The 19,785-nt window shown below is 59.7% G+C and carries 21 protein-coding genes and 1 tRNA gene; 13 read left to right on the forward strand and 9 right to left on the reverse strand.

Going from position 1 to position 19,785, the window contains the following annotated elements; translation table 11 throughout:
• The first annotated feature begins 59 nt into the window (after positions 1–59).
• From CP97_RS05765 to CP97_RS05820, 11 genes are all read left to right on the forward strand, one after another.
• Positions 60–887, forward strand: coding sequence for an IS5 family transposase (locus CP97_RS05765; protein WP_048885158.1), 828 nt, complete (start codon positions 60–62; stop codon positions 885–887).
• A 167-nt stretch (positions 888–1,054) separates the two neighbouring features.
• Positions 1,055–1,732 (forward strand): DUF2231 domain-containing protein, encoded by a 678-nt coding sequence (locus CP97_RS05770; protein WP_048885159.1) that lies wholly within the window; start codon positions 1,055–1,057, stop codon positions 1,730–1,732.
• Positions 1,732–2,418, forward strand: a complete 687-nt coding sequence (locus CP97_RS05775; protein WP_048885160.1) for a class I SAM-dependent methyltransferase — start codon at positions 1,732–1,734, stop codon at positions 2,416–2,418. The genes CP97_RS05770 and CP97_RS05775 overlap by 1 nt, the downstream gene beginning before the upstream one ends.
• Complete coding sequence (locus CP97_RS05780; RefSeq protein ID WP_048885161.1) at positions 2,415–2,882, forward strand: DUF411 domain-containing protein; 468 nt, start codon at positions 2,415–2,417, stop codon at positions 2,880–2,882. Before CP97_RS05775 ends, CP97_RS05780 begins: the two co-directional genes overlap by 4 nt.
• A gap of 357 nt (positions 2,883–3,239) precedes the next feature.
• Positions 3,240–3,512 (forward strand): DUF5676 family membrane protein, encoded by a 273-nt coding sequence (locus CP97_RS05785; RefSeq protein WP_048885162.1) that lies wholly within the window; start codon positions 3,240–3,242, stop codon positions 3,510–3,512.
• A gap of 193 nt (positions 3,513–3,705) precedes the next feature.
• The gene (locus tag CP97_RS05790; protein ID WP_169807760.1) at positions 3,706–4,440 is read left to right on the forward strand and encodes an AlbA family DNA-binding domain-containing protein; all 735 of its coding nucleotides are present in this window, start codon (positions 3,706–3,708) and stop codon (positions 4,438–4,440) included.
• 147 nt (positions 4,441–4,587) lie between these two features.
• Positions 4,588–6,798, forward strand: a complete 2,211-nt coding sequence (locus CP97_RS05795; RefSeq protein WP_048885163.1) for a copper-transporting P-type ATPase — start codon at positions 4,588–4,590, stop codon at positions 6,796–6,798.
• 210 nt (positions 6,799–7,008) lie between these two features.
• Entirely contained in the window at positions 7,009–8,280 is a 1,272-nt protein-coding gene (locus tag CP97_RS05800; protein ID WP_236780972.1) for an APC family permease, read from the forward strand.
• 398 nt (positions 8,281–8,678) lie between these two features.
• Positions 8,679–9,032: a glutaredoxin gene (locus tag CP97_RS05805; protein WP_227819692.1), complete on the forward strand. Its 354-nt coding sequence runs from the start codon at positions 8,679–8,681 to the stop codon at positions 9,030–9,032.
• 198 nt (positions 9,033–9,230) lie between these two features.
• Positions 9,231–9,952, forward strand: a protein-coding gene (locus tag CP97_RS15895) for an IS5 family transposase (RefSeq protein WP_227819693.1) whose coding sequence is annotated in 2 segments (ribosomal slippage) — positions 9,231–9,516 and positions 9,516–9,952 — 723 coding nt in all. Because the reading frame shifts where the segments join, the coding sequence is not laid out codon by codon here.
• Between the two features lie 46 nt (positions 9,953–9,998).
• A complete protein-coding gene (locus CP97_RS05820; RefSeq protein WP_227819694.1) occupies positions 9,999–10,376 on the forward strand; it encodes a potassium channel family protein in 378 nt (125 codons plus the stop codon).
• 132 nt (positions 10,377–10,508) lie between these two features.
• On the opposite strand, the gene CP97_RS05825 is transcribed toward CP97_RS05820, so the two are convergent.
• The 3 genes from CP97_RS05825 to CP97_RS05835 form a co-directional block, all read right to left on the reverse strand.
• Entirely contained in the window at positions 10,509–11,174 is a 666-nt protein-coding gene (locus tag CP97_RS05825; RefSeq protein WP_048885166.1) for a hypothetical protein, read from the reverse strand.
• A gap of 70 nt (positions 11,175–11,244) precedes the next feature.
• Entirely contained in the window at positions 11,245–13,608 is a 2,364-nt protein-coding gene (locus CP97_RS05830; protein WP_048885167.1) for a heavy metal translocating P-type ATPase, read from the reverse strand.
• On the reverse strand, positions 13,601–13,885 hold the full coding sequence (locus CP97_RS05835) for a hypothetical protein (protein ID WP_048885168.1): 285 nt from the start codon (positions 13,883–13,885) through the stop codon (positions 13,601–13,603). Before CP97_RS05835 ends, CP97_RS05830 begins: the two co-directional genes overlap by 8 nt.
• 189 nt (positions 13,886–14,074) lie before the next feature.
• Between CP97_RS05835 and CP97_RS05840 the strand changes: the two genes are divergently transcribed.
• Positions 14,075–14,341, forward strand: coding sequence for a metal-sensitive transcriptional regulator (locus CP97_RS05840; protein ID WP_048885169.1), 267 nt, complete (start codon positions 14,075–14,077; stop codon positions 14,339–14,341).
• A 111-nt stretch (positions 14,342–14,452) separates the two neighbouring features.
• Here the strand turns inward: CP97_RS05840 and CP97_RS05845 are convergent, their stop codons facing one another.
• The 3 genes from CP97_RS05845 to CP97_RS05850 all read right to left on the reverse strand — a co-directional run bounded on the left by CP97_RS05845 (position 14,453) and on the right by CP97_RS05850 (position 16,580).
• Positions 14,453–14,842 carry a hypothetical protein gene (locus tag CP97_RS05845; RefSeq protein WP_048885170.1) on the reverse strand — a complete coding sequence of 130 codons (390 nt, stop codon included), beginning with the start codon at positions 14,840–14,842 and terminating at the stop codon, positions 14,453–14,455.
• Positions 14,843–14,914: 72 nt separating this feature from the next.
• Positions 14,915–15,082, reverse strand: a complete 168-nt coding sequence (locus CP97_RS16125; RefSeq protein WP_227819695.1) for a hypothetical protein — start codon at positions 15,080–15,082, stop codon at positions 14,915–14,917.
• Positions 15,083–15,219: 137 nt separating this feature from the next.
• Positions 15,220–16,580 (reverse strand): IS3 family transposase gene (locus CP97_RS05850; protein WP_149036425.1). Its coding sequence is split into 2 segments (ribosomal slippage): positions 15,220–16,233 and positions 16,236–16,580, totalling 1,359 coding nucleotides; the frame shifts between segments, so codons are not numbered across the junction.
• A 60-nt stretch (positions 16,581–16,640) separates the two neighbouring features.
• On the opposite strand from CP97_RS05850, the gene CP97_RS05860 reads away from it, so the two are divergent.
• Entirely contained in the window at positions 16,641–16,880 is a 240-nt protein-coding gene (locus CP97_RS05860; protein ID WP_335622388.1) for a transposase, read from the forward strand.
• A 22-nt stretch (positions 16,881–16,902) separates the two neighbouring features.
• Here CP97_RS05860 and CP97_RS05865 read toward each other — a convergent pair whose 3' ends face one another.
• The 3 genes from CP97_RS05865 to sppA all read right to left on the reverse strand — a co-directional run bounded on the left by CP97_RS05865 (position 16,903) and on the right by sppA (position 19,785).
• The gene (locus CP97_RS05865) at positions 16,903–17,343 is read right to left on the reverse strand and encodes a hypothetical protein (protein ID WP_149036426.1); all 441 of its coding nucleotides are present in this window, start codon (positions 17,341–17,343) and stop codon (positions 16,903–16,905) included.
• 296 nt (positions 17,344–17,639) lie between these two features.
• A tRNA-Val gene (locus CP97_RS05870) sits at positions 17,640–17,714 on the reverse strand.
• A gap of 118 nt (positions 17,715–17,832) precedes the next feature.
• On the reverse strand, positions 17,833–19,785 hold the full coding sequence (sppA, locus tag CP97_RS05875; RefSeq protein WP_227819696.1) for a signal peptide peptidase SppA: 1,953 nt from the start codon (positions 19,783–19,785) through the stop codon (positions 17,833–17,835).

Raw genomic sequence — 19,785 nt, forward strand, 5'->3', positions numbered from 1 at the left:
TGACGCCAGCCCAAGTCGCTGATTCACGGGGTTTTGCTACAAACTTCCGGAGTTCAACGATGTGGACCGACACCACTCGGGCGCAGTATGCCCGTGCACAGCTGACTTTGCCAAGCGATTTGACCGATGCCGAATGGACAGTGCTGGAGCCGTTTCTTCCGCAGCCTTCGCTCGTAGGGCGTCCGCGAAAATGGCCGCTGCGGCGCATCGTCGAGGCGATCTTGTATCTGCTGCGCGGCGGGCTGCCGTGGCGGATGTTGCCGCCCTGCTTTCCGCCGGTCTCGACGGTGCGACGCTGGTTCTACCTGTGGCGCGACAATGGTCTGTGGCTTTCGCTCAACCACGCCTTGCTGCTGATCGGCCGGGAAGCGGTGGGCCGCGAGGCCTCGCCCAATGCCGGAGTGATCGATAGCCAGAGCGTCAAAACCACCGAGAGCGGCGGGCCTCGGGGCTATGATGCAGGCAAGAAGATCAAGGGACGCAAGCGTCACATCCTGACCGATACTGAAGGCAATCTCGTGCACGCTGTGATCCACACCGCCGACATCCAGGATCGCGACGGCGCACCGTTCGTGCTGACCGAAATCATCCGCCGCTTCCCATGGCTGCGGCATGTCTTCGCCGATGGCGGATACGCCGGTGACAAGCTCCGGGAGGCACTGCACAAGATCGGAAAGAGCAAGTGGACCATCGAAATCATCAAGCGATCCGACACCGCGAAGGGCTTCGAAGTGCTGCCGCGCCGCTGGGTGGTCGAGCGAACCTTTGCATGGCTCGGTCGCAACCGCCGTCTCGCCAAGGACTTCGAGCAAACCATCGCCTCAGCGACCGCATGGCTGTTCATCGCATCCATCCAGCTCTTTACACGCCGCATCGCAAGCACATGAAATTACAGCCGATAGTTTTGAATCAGACTCTTAGGGATGTGTCGAGTGAAGAATTATCTACCATGAGCGCTCTCCGTGTTTTCCAATCCCTATACGCCCGAGACATTCCCAGCCCTCAAAAAAAGGAATCTTGAGGGGTAGTCCCCGGTTCGCGCGTAACAGGACTCATGAGCATATTCACCCGCTTTGGCGTTGCCGCCTTTTTTACAGTTTTACTGCTGTCCGCGCCGCTACATGCACATGAGGGGCATCAGGACAATATGTCCGATGCCGAGATGGTGGCGATGGAAACGGTGACGGCCAGCTCCGACGAAATGCATGACGATGGCGTGGGCGCATCTCATGGCGATGCCCCCGGCGAAACCATGGCTGCCCAAACCATGTCGCCCGATGAGATGATGCGGCAAGAGATTGCGGAAAACCGTTTGACCTCGTTCGGCGATCTCCTCGCGCGGCTGCACCCGGTCGCCGCCCATTTCCCGATCGCGTTGCTCCTCGTGGCAGCGCTCGCTGAACTCGCACTCATGATCCGGCCGACGCTCGCGCTTCAGACGACTATTCGGTTTCTCGTTGCCGGTGGAGCGCTCGGTGCGGTCGCGGCCGCGCTTCTGGGATGGTTTGCAGGCGGATGGCGCCTTTCAGACCAGTCAGACAATCTGGCCATCCACCGTTGGAACGGAACAACACTGGCCACCCTCAGCCTGCTCGCATGGTGGGCTGCGGCCCGCGGAAAGGGCAGAACGGGGTTCCGGATTCTGCTGGCGCTTATCGCGACAGGTCTGATCGTTCAGGGCTATTATGGCGGCGAAATGGTTTTTGGACCCAATCATATGGGCATCATGTGATGGGAGAGGCTGCTATTTCGACCGATCCACGCGCCTACACCCCGCCTTTAGGCAAGGCATGGCTGACGCCGCTCTACGATAGTGCGATCGGCCTGTTCACGCGCGAGCGGCGCTGGCGCGCCGCACTGGTTCGTGAAGCACGGCTCTCGCCAGTCGACCGTCTCCTCGATGTAGGCTGCGGGACCGGATCCTTGCTCTACGACCTCATGGTTAGTTGCCCTCAGGCTGAATTGATCGGCGTCGACCCCGACCGTGCAGCCCTCGCGATCGCAAAGCGGAAAATGGGGGCCTCCAAGTCGCTGATCCGTTGGCATGAGGGGTTTCTTGACAGTCTCGTGGTCGAGGATCGGCACAGGCCGAACAAGATCGTCAGTAGCCTTGTTTTCCACCAGGTACCCGAACGCCAGAAACGCGCAATCCTCGAGCAGATGCACGACTTGCTGCAACCGGGCGGCATGTTGCTAATCGCCGATTATATGCGCCAGGAAACCGTGCTTATGCGCAGGCTGTTTCGGGCGACAGTGCAGCAACTCGATGGCGTCAGGGACACGCAGCCCAATGCCGACGGCATTGTTGAACGCCATCTCGCGGACCTCTTCGATAGTGTAGAGAGGCTCAGTCTTGTCCCAACCGCGACCGGCGCGATTTCGCTATGGCGCGGGACAAAGAAAGGAACCGGGAAATGACCCGTAAACCCATTAAACGAAGCCTTCGCAAATCGCTGGCTGCCACTGCCTTCCTCGCGCTTGCTGCCTGCTCCAACGCCACGCAGGCCGCTACGTACACCATGTTCCGCGATCCCGGTTGTGGATGTTGCCTGAATTGGGCCGCGCATGTCGAAGAAGGCATGGAGGCGCAGGTGGCAACGACGGACAGCGCCGATATGGCTGCAATCAAAATGGACAAGGGCGTGCCACGCGAACTGTGGTCCTGCCACACCATGGAGGTAGAGAGCTACATCATTGAAGGACACGTTCCCGCCGATGCCATCGAGAAGCTTCTGCGCGAACGCCCGCCCGGTGTTACCGGCATCGCCGTTCCGGGGATGCCGCTCGGTTCCCCGGGCATGGAGGTCGGTGGCCGGGTCCAGCCTTACGATGTGATCGCCTTCGGCCCGGAAGGCACGAAGGTTTTTGCCAGTCACCCCTGACCAGACATGAGTTTGGCCCGACCCAATGGAGAATGAGGATGAAGGGCGCGGACGGCAAGATGAAATGCCAGTTGATGGACCACTCGAAGATGGATCATGGGAAGAAGCCGGACAAGCAACCCGCAAAGCCCGAGGTCGGTCACAAGCACGACTGATCCTCCTCAGGCGTCTGGGGTCGGCCCCCACCGGCCCCAGACAATCTATTTCGCGACCTTCTCGGATTGATCTGCCTTGCTGTGCGAAGCGAGAGCTTCTTCGATACAGTGCCTGGCTGCGCATTGGTGGACAATTAGCACAGTTGCAAACCGAAACAGATTACACTATACTCCCCTATGGTATAGAGAGGTGGAGGTACCAATGACCGGCTCGACCGCAAAAAGCTCGATTCTCGTCTGGGGCTGGGCGCTCAGCATTTTCCTGCTGATCACCTACCTTATCTGTGTGGCGTTCGGCCTGCTGGTGCCTGCAACGATTCACATGCACGAAGCATGGGCGCCCCTGCTCCCCGGATTCGACTGGCTCACCTGGCCCGGTTTTCTCGCCGGTGCCGTGGAGAGCTTCCTCTACGGTTGGTATATCGCTCTCCTTGGTGTGCCGCTTTACCGTTTTTTCCGCAGCCGCATTGGATGAGATTTCGATGGTCTCCTGCAGATCAAGCTGGTCTCCCGCGGTATTTATCGTCTCGCGGCAATGGCCGCCGAACGGCATTCAACATCGAGATTGGACTTGAAGGAAAGGAACCTAAGCCATTGCCATAAGCCTGCTTCACCGGACGCGATGGGATCTGCTTCTCCACACGGTGATCGGAGCAATTCTCGGTGTCATGATCCTGCATCCGGTCACCTCCGTCATCTACTGGTACGAGTTCGGCGGCGTGGGCGACGGAGCGACAGGCAATCCCGCAAGCCTCGCACTCGACCGCCTCGCGACCGCGTTTCAATTCGAAATGCTTCCGATGAGCTTGACGTTCGCAGCGATTGGAGGCGTCATCGGCTTGGCGTTCGGCGCTTATCACATGCGCTTGATGCGCGAGCGCTCCCGGGTTCGCTATCTGGAACATGAGCTCAATGAAGAGCTGCCGTTGCTGATCGCGCGAGGAGAGGGCGAGCAGCTGGAATTCAAGTCGTCATTCCGCTGGGACCGGCAGCAGCAGCAAGTTAACCGCAACCTGCAGAAAGTCATCGTGAAGACCATAGCGGGGTTTCCCAATCATGAGGGCGGAACACTGCTCATCGGCGTCGAAGATAGCGGAGAGATTGCAGGGATCGAAGCGGACCTGCAGACTCTCAAACACGCCAATCCAGACGGATTTGAGCGCTTGTTGATGGACGTCGCAAAGGATGGGCTCGGAGGAAATTCATGCGCTCTCATTCATTGCCGCTTCCACCAGCTTAGCGAGCAGACGGTGTGCCGGGTCATCATCGAGAAAAGCCTCGATCCGATCTACTTTACCGACAATGGTGTCGCACGCTTCATGTTGCGCGCTGGAAACAGCACACGGGAGCTCGATGTACGCGAAGCGCATGCCCACCTCCACCAGCGTGGGAGGACAAGTTGATGAGCAGCGCAATGACAATTCATAGGCAGAACAAGACCTTGGTATTGGGCCGGGCAAGCGTCTGCCCGCAGCAAGGTTGTCGACAATGCCGCTACACGCGTTCCGACCGACCCGCACATCAGACAGGACATTTCCAGGGAGGCCTTCATGGACCATTCGCACTGCGCTCATAACGATGATGATACCGATGCGGCGCCGGATGATGGCCGCTACAATCTCCTACCGCCTTCTTATGACGGCCCTGTCTACACCTGCCCGATGCATCCGCAGGTCAGACAGCCCACGATGGGCTCGTGCCCGATTTGCGGCATGGGTCTCGAACTCGAATCCGCCGCCATGGTCGATGAGGGACCCAACCCCGAACTGGTCGACTTCGTGCGGCGCTTCTGGGTCGGCGCTGTCCTCACACTGCCTTTGCTGATCCTCACGATGGGCCCCTATCTCGGCTGGCCCGGGGTGCGCGAGATGTTCGGCGAGCGCACGACATTGTGGATCGAGCTCGTGCTCGGCACACCGGTCGTCTTGTGGAGCGGTTGGCCCTTCCTCGAGCGGGGCTGGAATTCGTTCCGGACCTGGAACCTCAACATGTTCTCGCTGATCAGCATGGGCGTGCTTGCCGCCTGGATATTCAGTGTGGTCGCGGTTCTCGCACCGGACATATTCCCCGCCGGCTTTCGCGACGCCAAGGGCCATGTCGGTGTCTATTTCGAAGCCGCCGCTGTCATCGTCACCTTGGTTCTGCTTGGGCAGGTTATGGAGTTGCGCGCGCGCGAAGGCACGGGCAAGGCGATCCGCGCGCTACTAGACCTTGCGGCAAAGACAGCCCTGGTTATCCGGCCCGGTGGCGACGAAGAAGAAATCGCGCTCGAGCATGTCGCGGTCGGCGACCAGCTGAGAGTCCGCCCGGGCGACAAGGTGCCCGTCGACGGCGTCGTGCGCAAAGGTCGATCCTCCATCGACGAAAGCATGATCACGGGCGAACCGGTCCCGGTAGAGAAGGTGGAGGGAGATACTGTCACCGGGGCCACCATTAACGGCACCGGCAGCCTCGTGATAGAAGCACGGCGAGTCGGCTCGGACACGATGCTCGCGCAAATTGTCGAGATGGTCGCCGCCGCGCAGCGGTCGCGAGCGCCGATCCAGAAATACGCCGACAAGGTGGCGGGCATGTTCGTTCCCGCGGTAATCGGGGTAGCCATCCTGTCGTTTGTCGCTTGGGCGATCTGGGGACCTTCCCCGGCGCTCGCATACGCACTTATCGCGGCTGTCGCCGTTCTGATTATCGCCTGTCCGTGCGCGCTCGGCCTGGCAACACCGATGTCGATCATGACCGCCACCGGCAGAGGCGCTCAAGCTGGCGTACTGATCAAGAATGCCGAAGCCCTCGAACGGTTCGAGAAGATCGATACCCTGATCGTCGACAAGACCGGAACCCTGACCGAAGGCAAGCCCCGGCTTGTCGCGGTCATGCCAGAATCCGGTTTCGATGAAGACGAGGTCCTGCACTTGGCCGCTTCGCTCGAGCGAGGCTCCGAGCACCCCCTCGCCGAGGCGATCGTGCGCGGCGCCGAAGAGCGTGGAATCTCTATGGAATCCGCTAGCGACTTCGATGCCATTACCGGCAAAGGTGTCAAAGGCTCGGTCGGCGGCAAACCGGTTGCGCTCGGAAATCGCGCGTTGATCGAAGACATGGGCCTTGGCGCGGCAGAATTGAGCGAGAAGGCCAATGCGCACCGCGATCAAGGCGAAACCGTGATGTTTGTCGTCGTTGAGGATACGATTGCGGGTCTCATCAGCGTTGCAGACCCGGTCAAGGAGACGACGCCTGCAGCCATCAAGGAGCTTCACGAGCTCGGTTTTACGATCATTATGGCGACAGGCGACAATGAACGCACCGCCAAGGCGGTTGCCGCACGGCTTGGCATTGATGACATTCGCGCCGATGTTCTTCCCGAAGACAAGGCGCGGCTCATCCGCGAGCTGCAGGAGGGAGGTGCCAAAGTTGCGATGGCCGGCGACGGCGTCAACGACGCGCCTGCGCTCGCGCAAGCCGATGTCGGAATTGCCATGGGAACTGGCGCAGATGTCGCTATCGAAAGCGCCGGCATCACGCTGGTGAAGGGCAATCTCGACGGGATCGCGCGGGCGCGGAGGTTAGCCAGAGCGACTATGCGCAATATCCGGCAAAACCTCTTCTTCGCGCTGATCTACAATGCCTCGGGCGTACCGGTGGCCGCTGGTGTGCTCTATCCCATCTTTGGCATTCTCATAAGCCCGATGTTTGCAGCCTTCGCGATGAGTGCATCCTCGATCTCAGTGGTGCTCAATTCGCTCAGACTGCGCCGGGCGAAGCTGTGAACTGGTCGCGACAAGCGTGCTCATTGCGCTACATGAAACCGTCATCTGTTCATCTTGTCTGCGAACCGGCCGTGAGTGTTTCATTCTCATCGGACACATAGCGGCGTAAAGTCTGAGCATTTTCTCACAGGAGTGGTCCGAATGGACGAACATTCAGCACACGAAGGCGATATCGAGAAGGGCAGCATCTCCCTGTGGGGTGGTATCGCGATGGGGACCGGCGTCATGATCGGTGCCGGCATCTTTGCTCTTACCGGTCAGATAGCGGAGCTTGCAGGTCCGCTCTTCCCTCTTTCCTTCGTCGCCGGCGCGCTGGTAACGGCGCTTGCCGCCTACAGCTATATCAAGATGTCAAACGCCTGGCCGTCCTCTGGCGGCATCGCGATGATCCTGCAAAGGGCCTATGGACCCGGGGTCGTGGCGGCATCAGCCTCGCTCCTCATGGCGCTTTCGATGATCATCAACGAAAGCCTCGTTGCGCGGACCTTCGCAACCTATACTCTTCGGATTTTCGACCTGGAGAAGAATGGCCTGTTGGTCTCGGGGCTCGCGCTTGCCCTTATCATCTTTGCCTATCTCGTGAACGCTGCCGGAAATCGCTCGGTCAGCGGCTTCTCGCTGTTTATGTCCGCAATCAAAGTTGGGGGCATTGCCGTCTTCGCAGTCGCCGCGATCTGGGTGAGCGGCTTCTCTTCGGGAGCTTTCGCAGAACCCATATCGCTCTCAAGCGCCGACGCCCTGCTGGCCTCGGTCGCATTTTCGATCCTGGCCTTCAAGGGGTTTACGACAATCACCAACAGCGGCGGCGAAATCGTCGATCCGCACAAGAATGTCGGGCGGACGATCCTTTATTCGATCGCGATCTGCATCGTGATCTACCTTATGGTCGCGGTGGCGGTCGGCTCGAGCCTCAACATCTCCGAAATCACCGCAGCGCGCGACACCTCGCTGGCGGCCGCGGCGCGGCCAGCCCTTGGCGATATCGGCTTCTACTTCACTATCGCGATCGCGATTTCGGCAACAACCTCGGGGGTCATCGCGAGCGTCTTCGCTGTCTCCCGCATGCTGACCATGCTGACCGAGATGAAGATGATCCCGCACAGCCATTTCGGGATGAACGGCGGGATTCGCAGCCATATGCTGATCTACACGGTGGTGATCGCCGGCTCGCTTGCAGTCCTGTTCGACCTTTCGCGTATCGCATCGCTTGGAGCCTTCTTCTACCTGATCATGGACATGCTGGTGCATTGGGGTGTCTTCCGCCATCTGCGAAAAGAGATTGGCGCGCGGGCCTCGGTTTTGCTCGCCGCTTTGGCCGCCGATGCCGTTGTGCTTGCCGCCTTCACCGCCGCGAAATTACAGAGCGATCCCGCTATCGTCGCCTACGCCGTCATCGGGATCGGTGTCGTGTTTGTCCTCGAGTGGCTCTTTCTTTCGCGCACCCGCGCTGCGAAGACTCCCTCCGATGAGCATAAACATTGACGGGTTGCCCCTCGCGCCGCGACGGCGAGTGAAAAAGCTCTTCTCGCTTCAAATGTAATATCACGTTGTCTCCTGCGTCATCCTTTACTTGGCCGAGCATTCCCGTCGTTCCGGTCGGCGTGAAATTGGGAGACGAATTTGGTTGGTTTTACATGGAGGCGCGTTGCTGATCGCAGCGCGACCGATCCGGTCGGGTTGACCTTAAAGACAATGCGCTACCAGACGCATTGCCGGAAGCATGTACGCCCAAAGCGACGAGCCGTATCGGATCCTGTCGGAATCCTTCGCTGCCGATTCTCCCCAGATTACCGCGTTTTTGAAACAAAAGCGCGGCGCAAGCATCTGATAATGCAAGCGCTGTGACCGGCTTTGCGCAAAACCAAGGGACTGCGATCTCAATGAAAACTGCATCAGTCTACCGAATGGTAGTGGAAGACCATGTCTGTCCCTATGGCACCAAAACAGTCAATCTTCTCAAGCGACAGGGATTCAACGTGGACGACAACCAGCTGACCAGCAGGGAGGAAACCGATGCTTACAAGGACAAACACGACGTAGAGACGACGCCTCAGACCTTCATCGATGAGAAGCCGATCGGCGGATATGACGATGTCCGCGAACATTTCGGAAAGAGCCGCTCCCGGCCCAGGGAAGGCGCGACCAGCTACCAGCCTGTTATCGCTATCTTCTACTGGTCGGTCTGCCGCATGATACCGCGTGAACCTCTGCCGGAGCAGGGGCGCAGGCAATGAACCACTTCATTCCGCAATACAGTGAAACCACAATAACCAGCGCAGGCTCTGTATTGAAGCCTGGATGTGCGGTCGCAGAGTGATGCTTCTAGGCTCAGGACCTATTAAAGGGATTCCCAGGGGCGCGATGATCTGATTCAATGGCGGCGTTGAGGAGGCGCTGCCATGAGTGATCTGATCTGGCTGTAGGAGGCGCAGATGCGCCGGATCGAGCCCTATTTTCCGTTGTCGCATGGAGTGCCGCGGGTCGACGACCGGCGGGTGATCAGCGGGATCATTTTCGTGATCCGCAACGGGCTGCGCTGGCGAGATGCACCCAAGGACTACGGCCCGCACAAGACGATCTACAACCGCTTCGTGCGCTGGAGCCGGCTGGGCGTGTTCAACAAGATCTTTGCTGCGCTCGCGGCAAAGGGTGGCAAGCCCGACCGGCTGATGATCGATGCCACCCACCTCAAGGCGCACCGCACCGCCGCCAGCCTGTTAAAAAAGGGGTTGTTCCCCGACGTATCGGGCGCACCAAGGGCGGCTTGAACTCAAAGCTGCACGCGGTCTGCGACGGCAAGGGGCGTCCGCTGGTGATGTTGCTCAGCGAAGGCCAGATGAGCGACTACAGGGGCGCCGCGCTGATGCTCGACGCGCTGCCACAGGCCAGGGCACTGCTCGGCGACCGGGGTTACGATGCCGACTGGTTGCGGCAAGCCCTGGCTGATCGTGGGATCGAGCCGTGCATCCCGTCCAAGGCCAACCGCAAAGTGCCGATCCCGCACGACCGAACGCTCTACCGCCAGCGTCACCGCATCGAAAACATGTTCGGCAAGCTCAAGGACTGGCGCCGCATCCACACCCGCTACGATCGATGCGCGCACACCTTCATGTCCGCCATCTGCATCGCCGCAACCGTCATCTTTTGGCTCTGATCAATGAGTCCTGAGCCTAGCCCTCACAATCGCGACGAGCCTATTTTTGCTCTCGATTTGGTCTCACCTGGCAATTCTTGGAGTCGGGCATTCGCTCGCCGGTAAGCGGCACAACCTTTCGGCAAAACTCGCGATATCACTGCTGGTGCTGTTCTTGCATCTCTTCGTCGCTGTCCTGTTCGCGGCCGGGTTCTGGCTTGGAAGCGAGCTGGGCCTGGGCAGCTTCGACGAGGCATCCGGCATGGACTGGATGGATTACTTCTATTTCTCGCTGATCAACGTGACGACTCTCGGGCTGGGGGACATCTATCCCACACAACACCTGAGAGTTCTTGCCGGGATCGAAGCGCTGACCGGCTTCGCACTTATCAGTTGCTCCGCGCAGCTATTCTGGAAAATGATGGCGAAAGGAGAAGATGAATGACGCAGAATTCGATCGCGTGCTCGGCGAAGCTATTGTCCGGGTTTACCGCGCCTCAATCGTGAAAACGGCACAGCGCCTCTTGTGATCATACCTCTTGCAGCCAGTACGCTGCCGCAGCTCGCGTGGTCCCACTCAGGTTCCGTTCGACTTGGCTTGCGCCTTCCAGCACATATCGCAAACCGGGTCGCCGCGGGAGAGCGTCTGTCGCCGCTCATAATGGCCTCGATGGCCGTCATTCGCGATGATGTCGGCACCGGGCCAGTCATACTGGCACCAGCTTTCGTAAAAGGCATCGAGATCGCCGCGGTCTCCCGTTTCCGCGACAAGGGTCCGTATGAATGTCTGAGGAGGACAATGCGTAAAATGAGTGATCATGTCGTCGCCCTCCCGGCGCGCCTCGATCGTATAACCCGGCGCGCCAGGCGCGTTGAACGGAAAGCGCAGCAGCAGTCCGATCGTACCGCGTAGACGCCGGCCAGGATCACGCGTAATCAGACGGAGGGGAAGTGAATTCAATCGGAGCAGTAGCGCATAGACGTCCCACCCGATATCGGCGACCACGCTCTGCGCTGATGCTCTGGAAAGCCCTGCCTCCAGCAGTGCGCGATAAGCTGCGGCGGTATAGATGGCGAGTTCCACCATGAGGCGATTGCCCGCACTGGGAAGTTGGCCGAGGTCCGCCAAGCGACGCAGCCTGCGAGCCTGCGGTTCCAGACTCTCGAGGAACAGATCAATCTCATCCGACAACCAGCGGAGCGAGGCGCCGTCCACCTGCTCGAGCGTTCGCGTCGCGAGCACCTTGCGTGCGGAGCGGGAGAGGTGCCAGCGGACCAGACGACGGACAGGGGCCAGAAAATATTCACCTCCCTTATGGCTCGCTTCTGAGATCGAGCGATCGCAGTCTCAGTGCGTTGCCGATGACCGATACCGAAGACAGACTCATTGCGGCGGCTGCGATTATTGGGCTCAGCAATATGCCGAACCACGGGAACAGTATGCCGGCGGCAATTGGCACCCCGAGTGAGTTGTAGGCGAAGGCGAAGAACAGGTTCTGGCGAATATTCCGCATGGTCGCCCTCGAAAGCCGGTGCGCCTGGGCCAGGCCTTCGAGATCGCCGCGAACGAGCGTCATACCGGCGCTTTCGATGGCAACATCGGTGCCTGTTCCCATTGCCACCCCGACATCGGCCGCGGCGAGCGCGGGCGCATCATTGATACCATCGCCTGCCATTGCGACGGTCCTGCCCGCCACTTTCAATTCGCCGACAATGCGGTTCTTGTCCGCCGGCGAGACATCGGCGTGGACCTCGTCGATACCGACTTCCTCTGCGACGGCGCGCGCGGTCGCCTCGCTGTCACCGGTCAGCATGACCACGCGGATACCGGCTTCGTGGAGACGACCGATGGCGCGCGCACTCGTCGGCTTGATCGGGTCGGCGACACCGATCAGCCCAGCCGGCTTGCCGTCAATGGCGACGAACATCACCGTACGTCCCTTCGCCCGGGCGGTTTCGGCGGCGTCCGACATGATGGCGTCATAGGCTCCGACCCGGCGCATCATCTTGGCGTTGCCGATGGCGACGCGGCGATCACCGATGCTCGCCTCGATACCTTCGCCCGTTACCGAAGAAAAATCGCTGGCCGCTTCGAAGTCGTGGCCACGCGCGCGAGCGCCCTTGACGATCGCCTCGGCGAGCGGATGTTCACTGCCGATTTCTGCGGCACCCACCAGCCGCAGCATCTCCGCTTCATCGATGCCCTGCGCAGGTTCGACCATGACCAGTTCCGGTCGGCCTTCGGTCAGCGTCCCGGTCTTATCGACGACGATGGTGTCGACCTTCTCGAAAGTCTCGAGCGCCTCGGCATTCTTCACCAGAATACCGTTTTGCGCACCCTTGCCGGTCCCGGTCATGATCGACATCGGCGTGGCTAGTCCCAACGCGCAAGGGCAGGCAATGATAAGCACGGCTACGGCATTGACCAGACCATAGGCAAATGCCGGTTCGGGTCCCCAGATCGACCAGGCGATGAAGGTCAGGATAGCAATCGCGATCACCACGGGCACGAACCAGCCCGCGACCAGATCGGCCAGACGCTGTATCGGTGCGCGGCTGCGCTGCGCCTCTGCCACCATCTGCACGATCTTCGACAGCATCGTGTCCTTGCCGATGCGTTCCGCGGTCATGACGAATCCACCGGTCTGGTTGACAGTACCGCCAGTCACCTCGTCGCCGACGGCCTTCGCGACCGGCAGAGGCTCTCCGCTGATCATCGATTCATCGATGCTACTCGAGCCTTCGACAATTCGGCCATCAACCGCGATCTTGTCGCCCGGGCGGACGCGCAGGCGGTCACCCATCGCCACCTGATCGAGAGCGACCTCGCGCTCCGAACCGTCGGGCATGAGTTTTAGCGCGGTCGGCGGCGCGAGTTCGAGCAGCGCGCGCAGAGCGCTCGAGGTTGCGCCCCGTGCCTTGAGCTCGAGCACCTGCCCGAGCAGAACGAGCGTGGTGATGACCGCAGCGGCTTCAAAGTAGACAGCGACCCGGCCATCGGCATCGTGAAAGCCGGACGGGAAGATGTGCGGCACGACTGTGCCCACGACACTGAACGCATAGGCAATGGCAACGCCAAGACCGATCAGTGTGAACATATTGAGGTTCATTGTCCGGACCGACTGCATACCGCGGGTGAAGAATGGCCAAGCACCCCAGAGCACGACCGGGGTGGCGAGCGCCAGCTGTATCCATTGCGCCAAAGCCGGTTCGACAATTTGCGAAAATGGTTGCCCGGGGATCAGGTCGCCCATCGCGTATATAAACAACGGGATGGTGAAGACCAAGCTTACCCAGAAGCGGCGGTTCATTTCGACGAGCTCCGGATCGGGGCCGTCATCGAGGCTGAAGGTTTCCGGCTCGAGCGCCATTCCGCAAATCGGGCACGAGCCCGGTCCTTGCTGCCGGATTTCAGGATGCATCGGGCAGGTGTAAATGGTGCCCTCGGGCATGCCCTCGACTGCGTTCAGATGCGCCCCGCTCAGATACACTTCGGGATCGGTGACGAATTTCTGCCGGCAATGGGCCGAACAGAAGTAATGCCGCGCACCGTTATACTCAGCCCGGTGCTCGGCACCTTCGATCATGACGTTCATGTCGCAAACTGGATCGATTGCGACACCTTCGGTCGGGCGAACCACGTTCGCGTCATCGCAGCTGGTCTTGTCGTCAGTCATTTGCTGCTCCAAACCACCGCCCGGTGAGCCGGCGCAGCGGGACGAGGATGGCGGCCGTCCAAAAACCGTAGACCAGGCACAAAAAAAGCCCCGCGAAGATGCCACCAAGAGTGAGCCATTCGAACCCGGGAAGCCAGGGCGACCAGGCGCGATGCATTTCGAACCCTGCGGGGAGCAAGAGGCCATAGATTATGCACGCTACCAGACTGATCATGAGGAACAGGGTGAAAGTCGATCCCCAGGCCAGGATTGCACGGGGAATGGAGAGTTGCGTCATGATCGCGTCCTTGTTGCAGTTTGCCAATCCCGGTTTGCCTTCCGGTTCTCTGCAGCTATCGGGACACGTCGGCGCCTCGACTCACACCTTCACGTAGCAGCCAGCCGCGTCCTTGTACACAGTACCCCTGTAGGGTAATAACGCAAACAAACTTGATACGACAAGCATGAGCCGAGGAGGATTCGAGAGATGAGATTCACCAAGGAAATCGACCGATTGAAACGGGTCGAGGGCCAAGCGCGAGGCGTAATCCGGATGATGGAAGACGAGCGGTATTGCGTCGACATCCTGCAACAAATCTCTGCGATGGAGGCGGCTTTGCGGGCAACAAGAACCAGGGTCCTTGCCATTCATGCGCAGGCATGCGTCGCAGAGGCGATCGAAAGCGGCGACAAAGAAGCGCAGCGCGTCAAGTTCGCCGAACTTGCAGAACTTTTTGGAAAGATGGGTCACTGATGAGCCCCATTCCTCGTGCCGTAGCGCAGGCTCCGGCACGGTCCCTGTGGCCAGGCCTTGGGAAATTGCGTCACAAGCGGCTCGATATTCTCGCCCCCCATCACCGTGCCGTCAGTTCTGCGGAGACATGTTCTGATGGGCAGCCATTTGTTCCATCATATCGTGCATCATTACCATGCGCTCCTGACATGCCTGCATCATGGCAGCATGATCACCTTGCATCATATGTGCCATATGTTCCTGCATCTTCTGGTGGTGCTCGGCCATCAGGCGCTGACGCTCTGCAGGCTCACTAGCGGCTTGCGCTTGCTGCATTAGTGCACGCATCTCCTGCATCTTCTGACGATGTTCTTGCATCGCTTCTGATCCCATCATCATGCCGGACTGCGGATCGAGCTCGGTAGTTTCGGTCGTCGGGCCGTGTTGGTGCTGATCCTGCGCCAACGCCGGAGATGTCGAGAGACCTGCAGCGAGCACGGCAAAGAGAAGAATGCGTTTCATGATCAATTCCTTTTTCTTGAGTTTGATTTACAGCATTTGGGTCAGGCTGATGACGCTCTGTAGCGACGAAACTTACAGTTGCAGTGCTTCGATCATCGCACGCAATTTCGCGCTCACCTTTGCGGCAGTCTCGCTGAGCGCGTCGTTCTTGATCGCCCGCATCAAGGCGACCGGATTGATCGCCGCGACTTCGAATAGGCCTTCTCCAGTCTCCTGAATAATTACGTTGCAAGGCAGCAAGGTGCCGATCTTGTCTTCGGCCTACAGCGCGCCAAGAGCGAGTTTCGGGTTGCATGCACCCAGTGTCCGTCGTCAGAACATTTGGCACAACTCGCGGCGTAAATTAGCGGAGTGCGGGCCTCGTCCTGGGGTTGATATTAAGCGGCGATCTTGCGGTGGAGCAAGCGGCGATGTTCGATGGTCTTCCGTTTGATCCTTTCGCGCTGTTTGATGATGGCATCGGCCCTGCCGAAGTAGGCGTCGGCGGGCGTCACGTTGTTCAGGCTCTCGTGGTAACGTCGGTGGTTATAATGCTCGACGAAGGCTTCGATCTGGGCCTCAAGGTCACCGGGCAGGAAGTAATTTTCGAGCAGGATGCGATTCTTGAGGGTCTGATGCCAGCGCTCGATCTTGCCCTGGGTCTGGGGATGCATCGGAGCGCCGCGCACATGGCTCATTTTCCGGGCCTCGATATATTCCGCCAGTTCACCCGCGATGTAGCTCGGGCCATTATCCGACAGCAGCCGAGGCTTGTGCAGCACCGTTGCACTGTCGCAACCCGAGGCCTCGAGCGCGAGGTCCAGCGTGTCGGTGACATCCTCGGCTCGCATGTTGGTGCACAGCTTCCAGGCGATGATGTAGCGCGAGAAGTCGTCGAGCACGGTCGACAGATAGACCCAGCCCCAGCCAATGATCTTGAAGTAGGTGAAGTCGGTCTGCCACATTTCGTTCGGCCGCGTCGTCTTGGTGTGGAACGCATCGGCTGCCCTGATCACGACGAAGGCCGGGCTGGTAATCAGATCATGGGCCTTGAGCAGGCGATAAACCGTGGCCTCCGACACGAAGTAGCGCTTCTCGTCGGTGAAGCGCACCGCCAGTTCGCGGGGCGACAGATCGGTTGTATCCAGCGCCATGTCGATGATCTGCTGCTGGATATCGTCGCCGATGCGGTTCCACACCCGGCGCGGGGCCGATGGCCGATCCTCCAACGCCTCCGGGCCGCCTTCGAGATAGCGGTCGTACCAGCGATAGAAGGTCCGGCGCGGGATGCCCAACTGCTCCAGCGTGCGCCAGGCCGGGAGGTGCGACTGTTCGACGATCCGGATGATCTCCAGCTTCTCGGATGCAGGGTATCTCATTCGTCGTCGCCCCCATCCGCGATCATGCTTTTTTTAAGCAGGCGGTTCTCGAGGGTCAGGTCGGCCACGCATTCCTTCAGCGCACGGGCTTCCCGGCGCAGATCCTGGACCTCGCCGGTGGTTGCGGCACGGGCGGTATCGCCGGCGAGCCGGCGCTTGCCCGCTTCTATGAACTCCTTCGACCAGGTGTAGTACAGGCTCTGGGCGATCCCTTCCTTGCGGCACAGTTCAGCAATGCTGTCATCGCCGCGCAGGCCTTCAAGCACGATCCGGATTTTATCCTCGGCAGAGAAGTGCCGGCGTGTCGCCCGCCGGATGTCCTTCACCACCTGCTCCGCAGGAGCCTTCACCGATTTTTTCAAGGAGGATTTGGGCTTCATCTTCGTTCCTTCGTCACTACGACGAAGCCCAAATCCTCCTTAATTCACAACCTCAAATCTGTGCCATTGGCGCTGACGCCGGACAAAATCGGCAAGTGGACGGTCGAAATCATCAAGCGGTCCGATGTGGCGAAAGGCTTTGAGGTGCTGCCCAGGCGCTGGGTGGTTGAACGAACGCTCGCATGGCTGAACCGGAACCGACGCCTCGCCAAGGACTTCGAACAGACCATCGCATTGGCAACCGCGTGGCTCTTCATCGCCTCGATCCAACTCTTCACGCGCCGAATCGCAAGGCTATGAAATCATGACTGATAATTTTGAATCAGACTCTCAGACATGCAGCGAACTGCTCCAGGCGTTCGAAGGACACCTCATCGCCAACGCCTATCACATGGACCTGGTCCACAGTGGCCAGCAAAGGGCGCGATTCCCGCAGAGCGCGATTGGCCGACGCGCAGTCCTTCCAAGCGACAAGCGCGGTCTTCAACGCCAGCTCATTTACGCCATGCTTGATGCGTAGTACCGGCATGCCGGAACGCACTACGAGATCAATGGGATCTGCCAGGGAGCACGGGCTGCTACTGACTTCAATTGTTGCCAGCAAGTCCACACAATAGAGGTGGTCCAACATATGGCTGGCGGGCTCACCGATCCCTTCACACCAACTGGCCGGTGAACAAGACTCGGAAAAAGCAGACTCGAAAGCCCGGCGGGCGCTAGTGAGGTGCGCCGCCATCTGCGCTTCTTCGCGCGTGGCGGTCAACTGGCTTGCCATGAGCGCCCCGAGCGGGGTCAAGTTTGGCCAAGCAAAGCAGACACCTGAGAGCCGAGCATTCAGACGCCGATTAAGATCGCCCACGCAATAAAGAAGAGGATTTGCACTGATTGTTTCGAATGAATCGATTGCTGTATCGGCCTTCTGACTTCGAAGCCTTCGCGAGATCGCGAGGAATCGCTTTTTAGATCGTCGGGTCGCCCTTGTCTCAGGCAATCTCAGAAAATCTATTTCATACGAGTTTCATACAATGATCTGAGGGATGTGCTAAGTCATTGAAAAGATGGTGGGCGCGGCAAGGATTGAACTTGCGACCCCACCCGTGTGAAGGGTGTGCTCTACCACTGAGCTACGCGCCCGCCTGGGCTGCTCGCTAATCCAGCGATTCCCGGCAGGGGCGCGCTTTTGCCATGCACGACTGCGAAAGACAAGCGCTGCTGGCGAAGCACCGTCAGCCCCGCCTCGGGCGAAGCAAAATCAGTTGCTCGTTAGGCGGGCCAAAAGCTCCCATACCCCACCACCGCGCCTGGGAGCAGTAGTGGCAGCAGTTCCGGCAGGCAAGACAGCGCAATCCATACAGCGGACCTGCACACCTTCTGTCACCATCAGCCTGTCGACATCATCCAGCACCCGCGCCAGCCTTGCCATTTCGCGACGGGCGAAAGTGGCGGCAAGATCATGGCCACGCGCATCCGTCTCGGTGCCCGATGCCATCATCTGTGCGAAAAGCGATCCGTAAGGTGGCACGTCATCACCCAGAAAACGAACGTCATATTCGCCATCTCCAAGATCGGCGCGTTCTGCGGCCCAGGCAATTGCGGCGTCGAGATCGCCGAACTGGTCGATCAAGCCCAATTGCCGGGCGGCGCCGCCATCCCAGACGCGGCCCTGGCCAAGCTCGTCCGCCCGCTCAAGGCTGATCCCGCGCGCTTCTGAAACAAGGCCAAGAAAGCGGGCATAGGTGTTTTCCACCGAACCCTGCAGTAGCGCGTCAACTTCGGGCGTCAACCCGGCGAGCAGGTCAGGCTGGCCTGAAAGTCCAGTGGTGCGCACACCATCGGAATTGACGCCATATTCGGTCAACAGGTCTTCAAAGCTCGGGAAGACTGCGAACACACCGATGGAGCCTGTCAACGTCTCAGGCTCAGCGAAGATACGGTGGGCAGGCGTTGCCACCCAATAGCCGCCGCTGGCTGCGTAATTGCCCATGGATACTACGATCGGAATGCCCTTTGCGCGATGGCGCAGGATAGCGCGGCGAATAGTTTCCGAACCTGTTACCGTGCCGCCCGGCGAATCCACCCGAACCACCAGTGCGGCCAGATCATCATCCAGCGCATTGTCCAGCAGACGCTCGATCCGCTCTGCCCCGGCAGATCCCGGCCCTGCATCACCATCGCTGATTTCGCCCGCGATAGTGATAACGCCGATGCGCTTGTCTTTGCCAAGATCCAGCCCCTTATCGGTATGGGCGAGCCACGGATCGAATTCGGTTGCGGCAAAGGCGCCGGGCTTCTTGTTCCAGCGGTCTTCGCCCACTTCCTGGGCAATGCGTTCACCCCATTCGACGCGTGTGCCGATACGGTCTGCCAGACCGGCGGCAAGGGCGGCCTGTGCCAGATCATTCTTCGATGCTGCGAGCCATGCGGCAACATCGCCCGTGACCAGTTCGATATCCGCATCGGGCCGCGCGCTGCGCACATTGGCGCGCCATTCCTGCCAAAGCGTGGCCAGCAATTGCGTCGTATTTTCGCGCGCCTCGGGGGACATGGCGTTTTGCGTGTAGGGTTCCACCGCGCTCTTGTAGGTGCCGACCCTGTAGACATTGGCCGTTACATTGAACCGGGCCAAGGCATCCCCGTAGTAGAGGTTCTCTCCGCCGGGGCCTGTCACTGCAACGCCGCCCATTGGATCAACCCAGATCTCATCAGAATGGGCGGCAAGCAACAAGGCATCATCAGTATAGGCAAAGCCGTAGGTGAAGATCTTCTTGTCGGCTGCGTGAAACCTGTCGAGCGCGCCTGCAACTTCCTGCATATGCACCGCGCCACCGCCAAGGAAGCCCGTAAGATCGAGCGCCAGCGCCTCTATCCGCTTGTCGGCGGCGGCAGCATCTATCGCGCGGACCAGATCGCGCGAGGCATATTCGCGGATTGGCACGCTTTGCGAAATCAGCAATTGTAATGGATCGATAGGAGATGCTTCTTCCACCACCACGCCATCCAGATCGAGCAATAGCGCACCATCGCGCACGACGCCGGGATTGGGCCGGGCGCTGAGAGCGGCAAATAGCAGGCCAAAAAACAACAGCAGAAACAGGAGGGAAAGGCCGTCCTTGATGCCAACCAGCAACCGCCAGACCTTGCGCGCGAAACCCATGTAATTGACCCCGTGTGGAAACAGCTTTGGCTGGATACTTAGGGCGGGCAT

It is taken from the genome of Aurantiacibacter atlanticus (assembly GCF_001077815.2).
In the GTDB taxonomy this organism is placed as follows: Bacteria; Pseudomonadota; Alphaproteobacteria; order Sphingomonadales; family Sphingomonadaceae; genus Alteraurantiacibacter; species Alteraurantiacibacter atlanticus.

What these genes read in the sequence shown, in the direction of transcription:
- CP97_RS05765 (WP_048885158.1), top strand. Translation starts at nt 60, where the DNA reads ATGTGGACCGACACCACTCGGGCGCAGTATGCCCGTGCACAGCTGACT.
- CP97_RS05770 (WP_048885159.1), top strand. Translation starts at nt 1,055, where the DNA reads ATGAGCATATTCACCCGCTTTGGCGTTGCCGCCTTTTTTACAGTTTTA.
- CP97_RS05775 (WP_048885160.1), top strand. Translation starts at nt 1,732, where the DNA reads ATGGGAGAGGCTGCTATTTCGACCGATCCACGCGCCTACACCCCGCCT.
- CP97_RS05780 (WP_048885161.1), top strand. Translation starts at nt 2,415, where the DNA reads ATGACCCGTAAACCCATTAAACGAAGCCTTCGCAAATCGCTGGCTGCC.
- CP97_RS05785 (WP_048885162.1), top strand. Translation starts at nt 3,240, where the DNA reads ATGACCGGCTCGACCGCAAAAAGCTCGATTCTCGTCTGGGGCTGGGCG.
- CP97_RS05790 (WP_169807760.1), top strand. Translation starts at nt 3,706, where the DNA reads ATGATCCTGCATCCGGTCACCTCCGTCATCTACTGGTACGAGTTCGGC.
- CP97_RS05795 (WP_048885163.1), top strand. Translation starts at nt 4,588, where the DNA reads ATGGACCATTCGCACTGCGCTCATAACGATGATGATACCGATGCGGCG.
- CP97_RS05800 (WP_236780972.1), top strand. Translation starts at nt 7,009, where the DNA reads ATGGGGACCGGCGTCATGATCGGTGCCGGCATCTTTGCTCTTACCGGT.
- CP97_RS05805 (WP_227819692.1), top strand. Translation starts at nt 8,679, where the DNA reads ATGAAAACTGCATCAGTCTACCGAATGGTAGTGGAAGACCATGTCTGT.
- CP97_RS05830 (WP_048885167.1), bottom strand. Translation starts at nt 13,608, where the DNA reads ATGACTGACGACAAGACCAGCTGCGATGACGCGAACGTGGTTCGCCCG.
- CP97_RS05835 (WP_048885168.1), bottom strand. Translation starts at nt 13,885, where the DNA reads ATGACGCAACTCTCCATTCCCCGTGCAATCCTGGCCTGGGGATCGACT.
- CP97_RS05840 (WP_048885169.1), top strand. Translation starts at nt 14,075, where the DNA reads ATGAGATTCACCAAGGAAATCGACCGATTGAAACGGGTCGAGGGCCAA.
- CP97_RS05845 (WP_048885170.1), bottom strand. Translation starts at nt 14,842, where the DNA reads ATGAAACGCATTCTTCTCTTTGCCGTGCTCGCTGCAGGTCTCTCGACA.
- sppA (WP_227819696.1), bottom strand. Translation starts at nt 19,785, where the DNA reads ATGCCCGCCCTAAGTATCCAGCCAAAGCTGTTTCCACACGGGGTCAAT.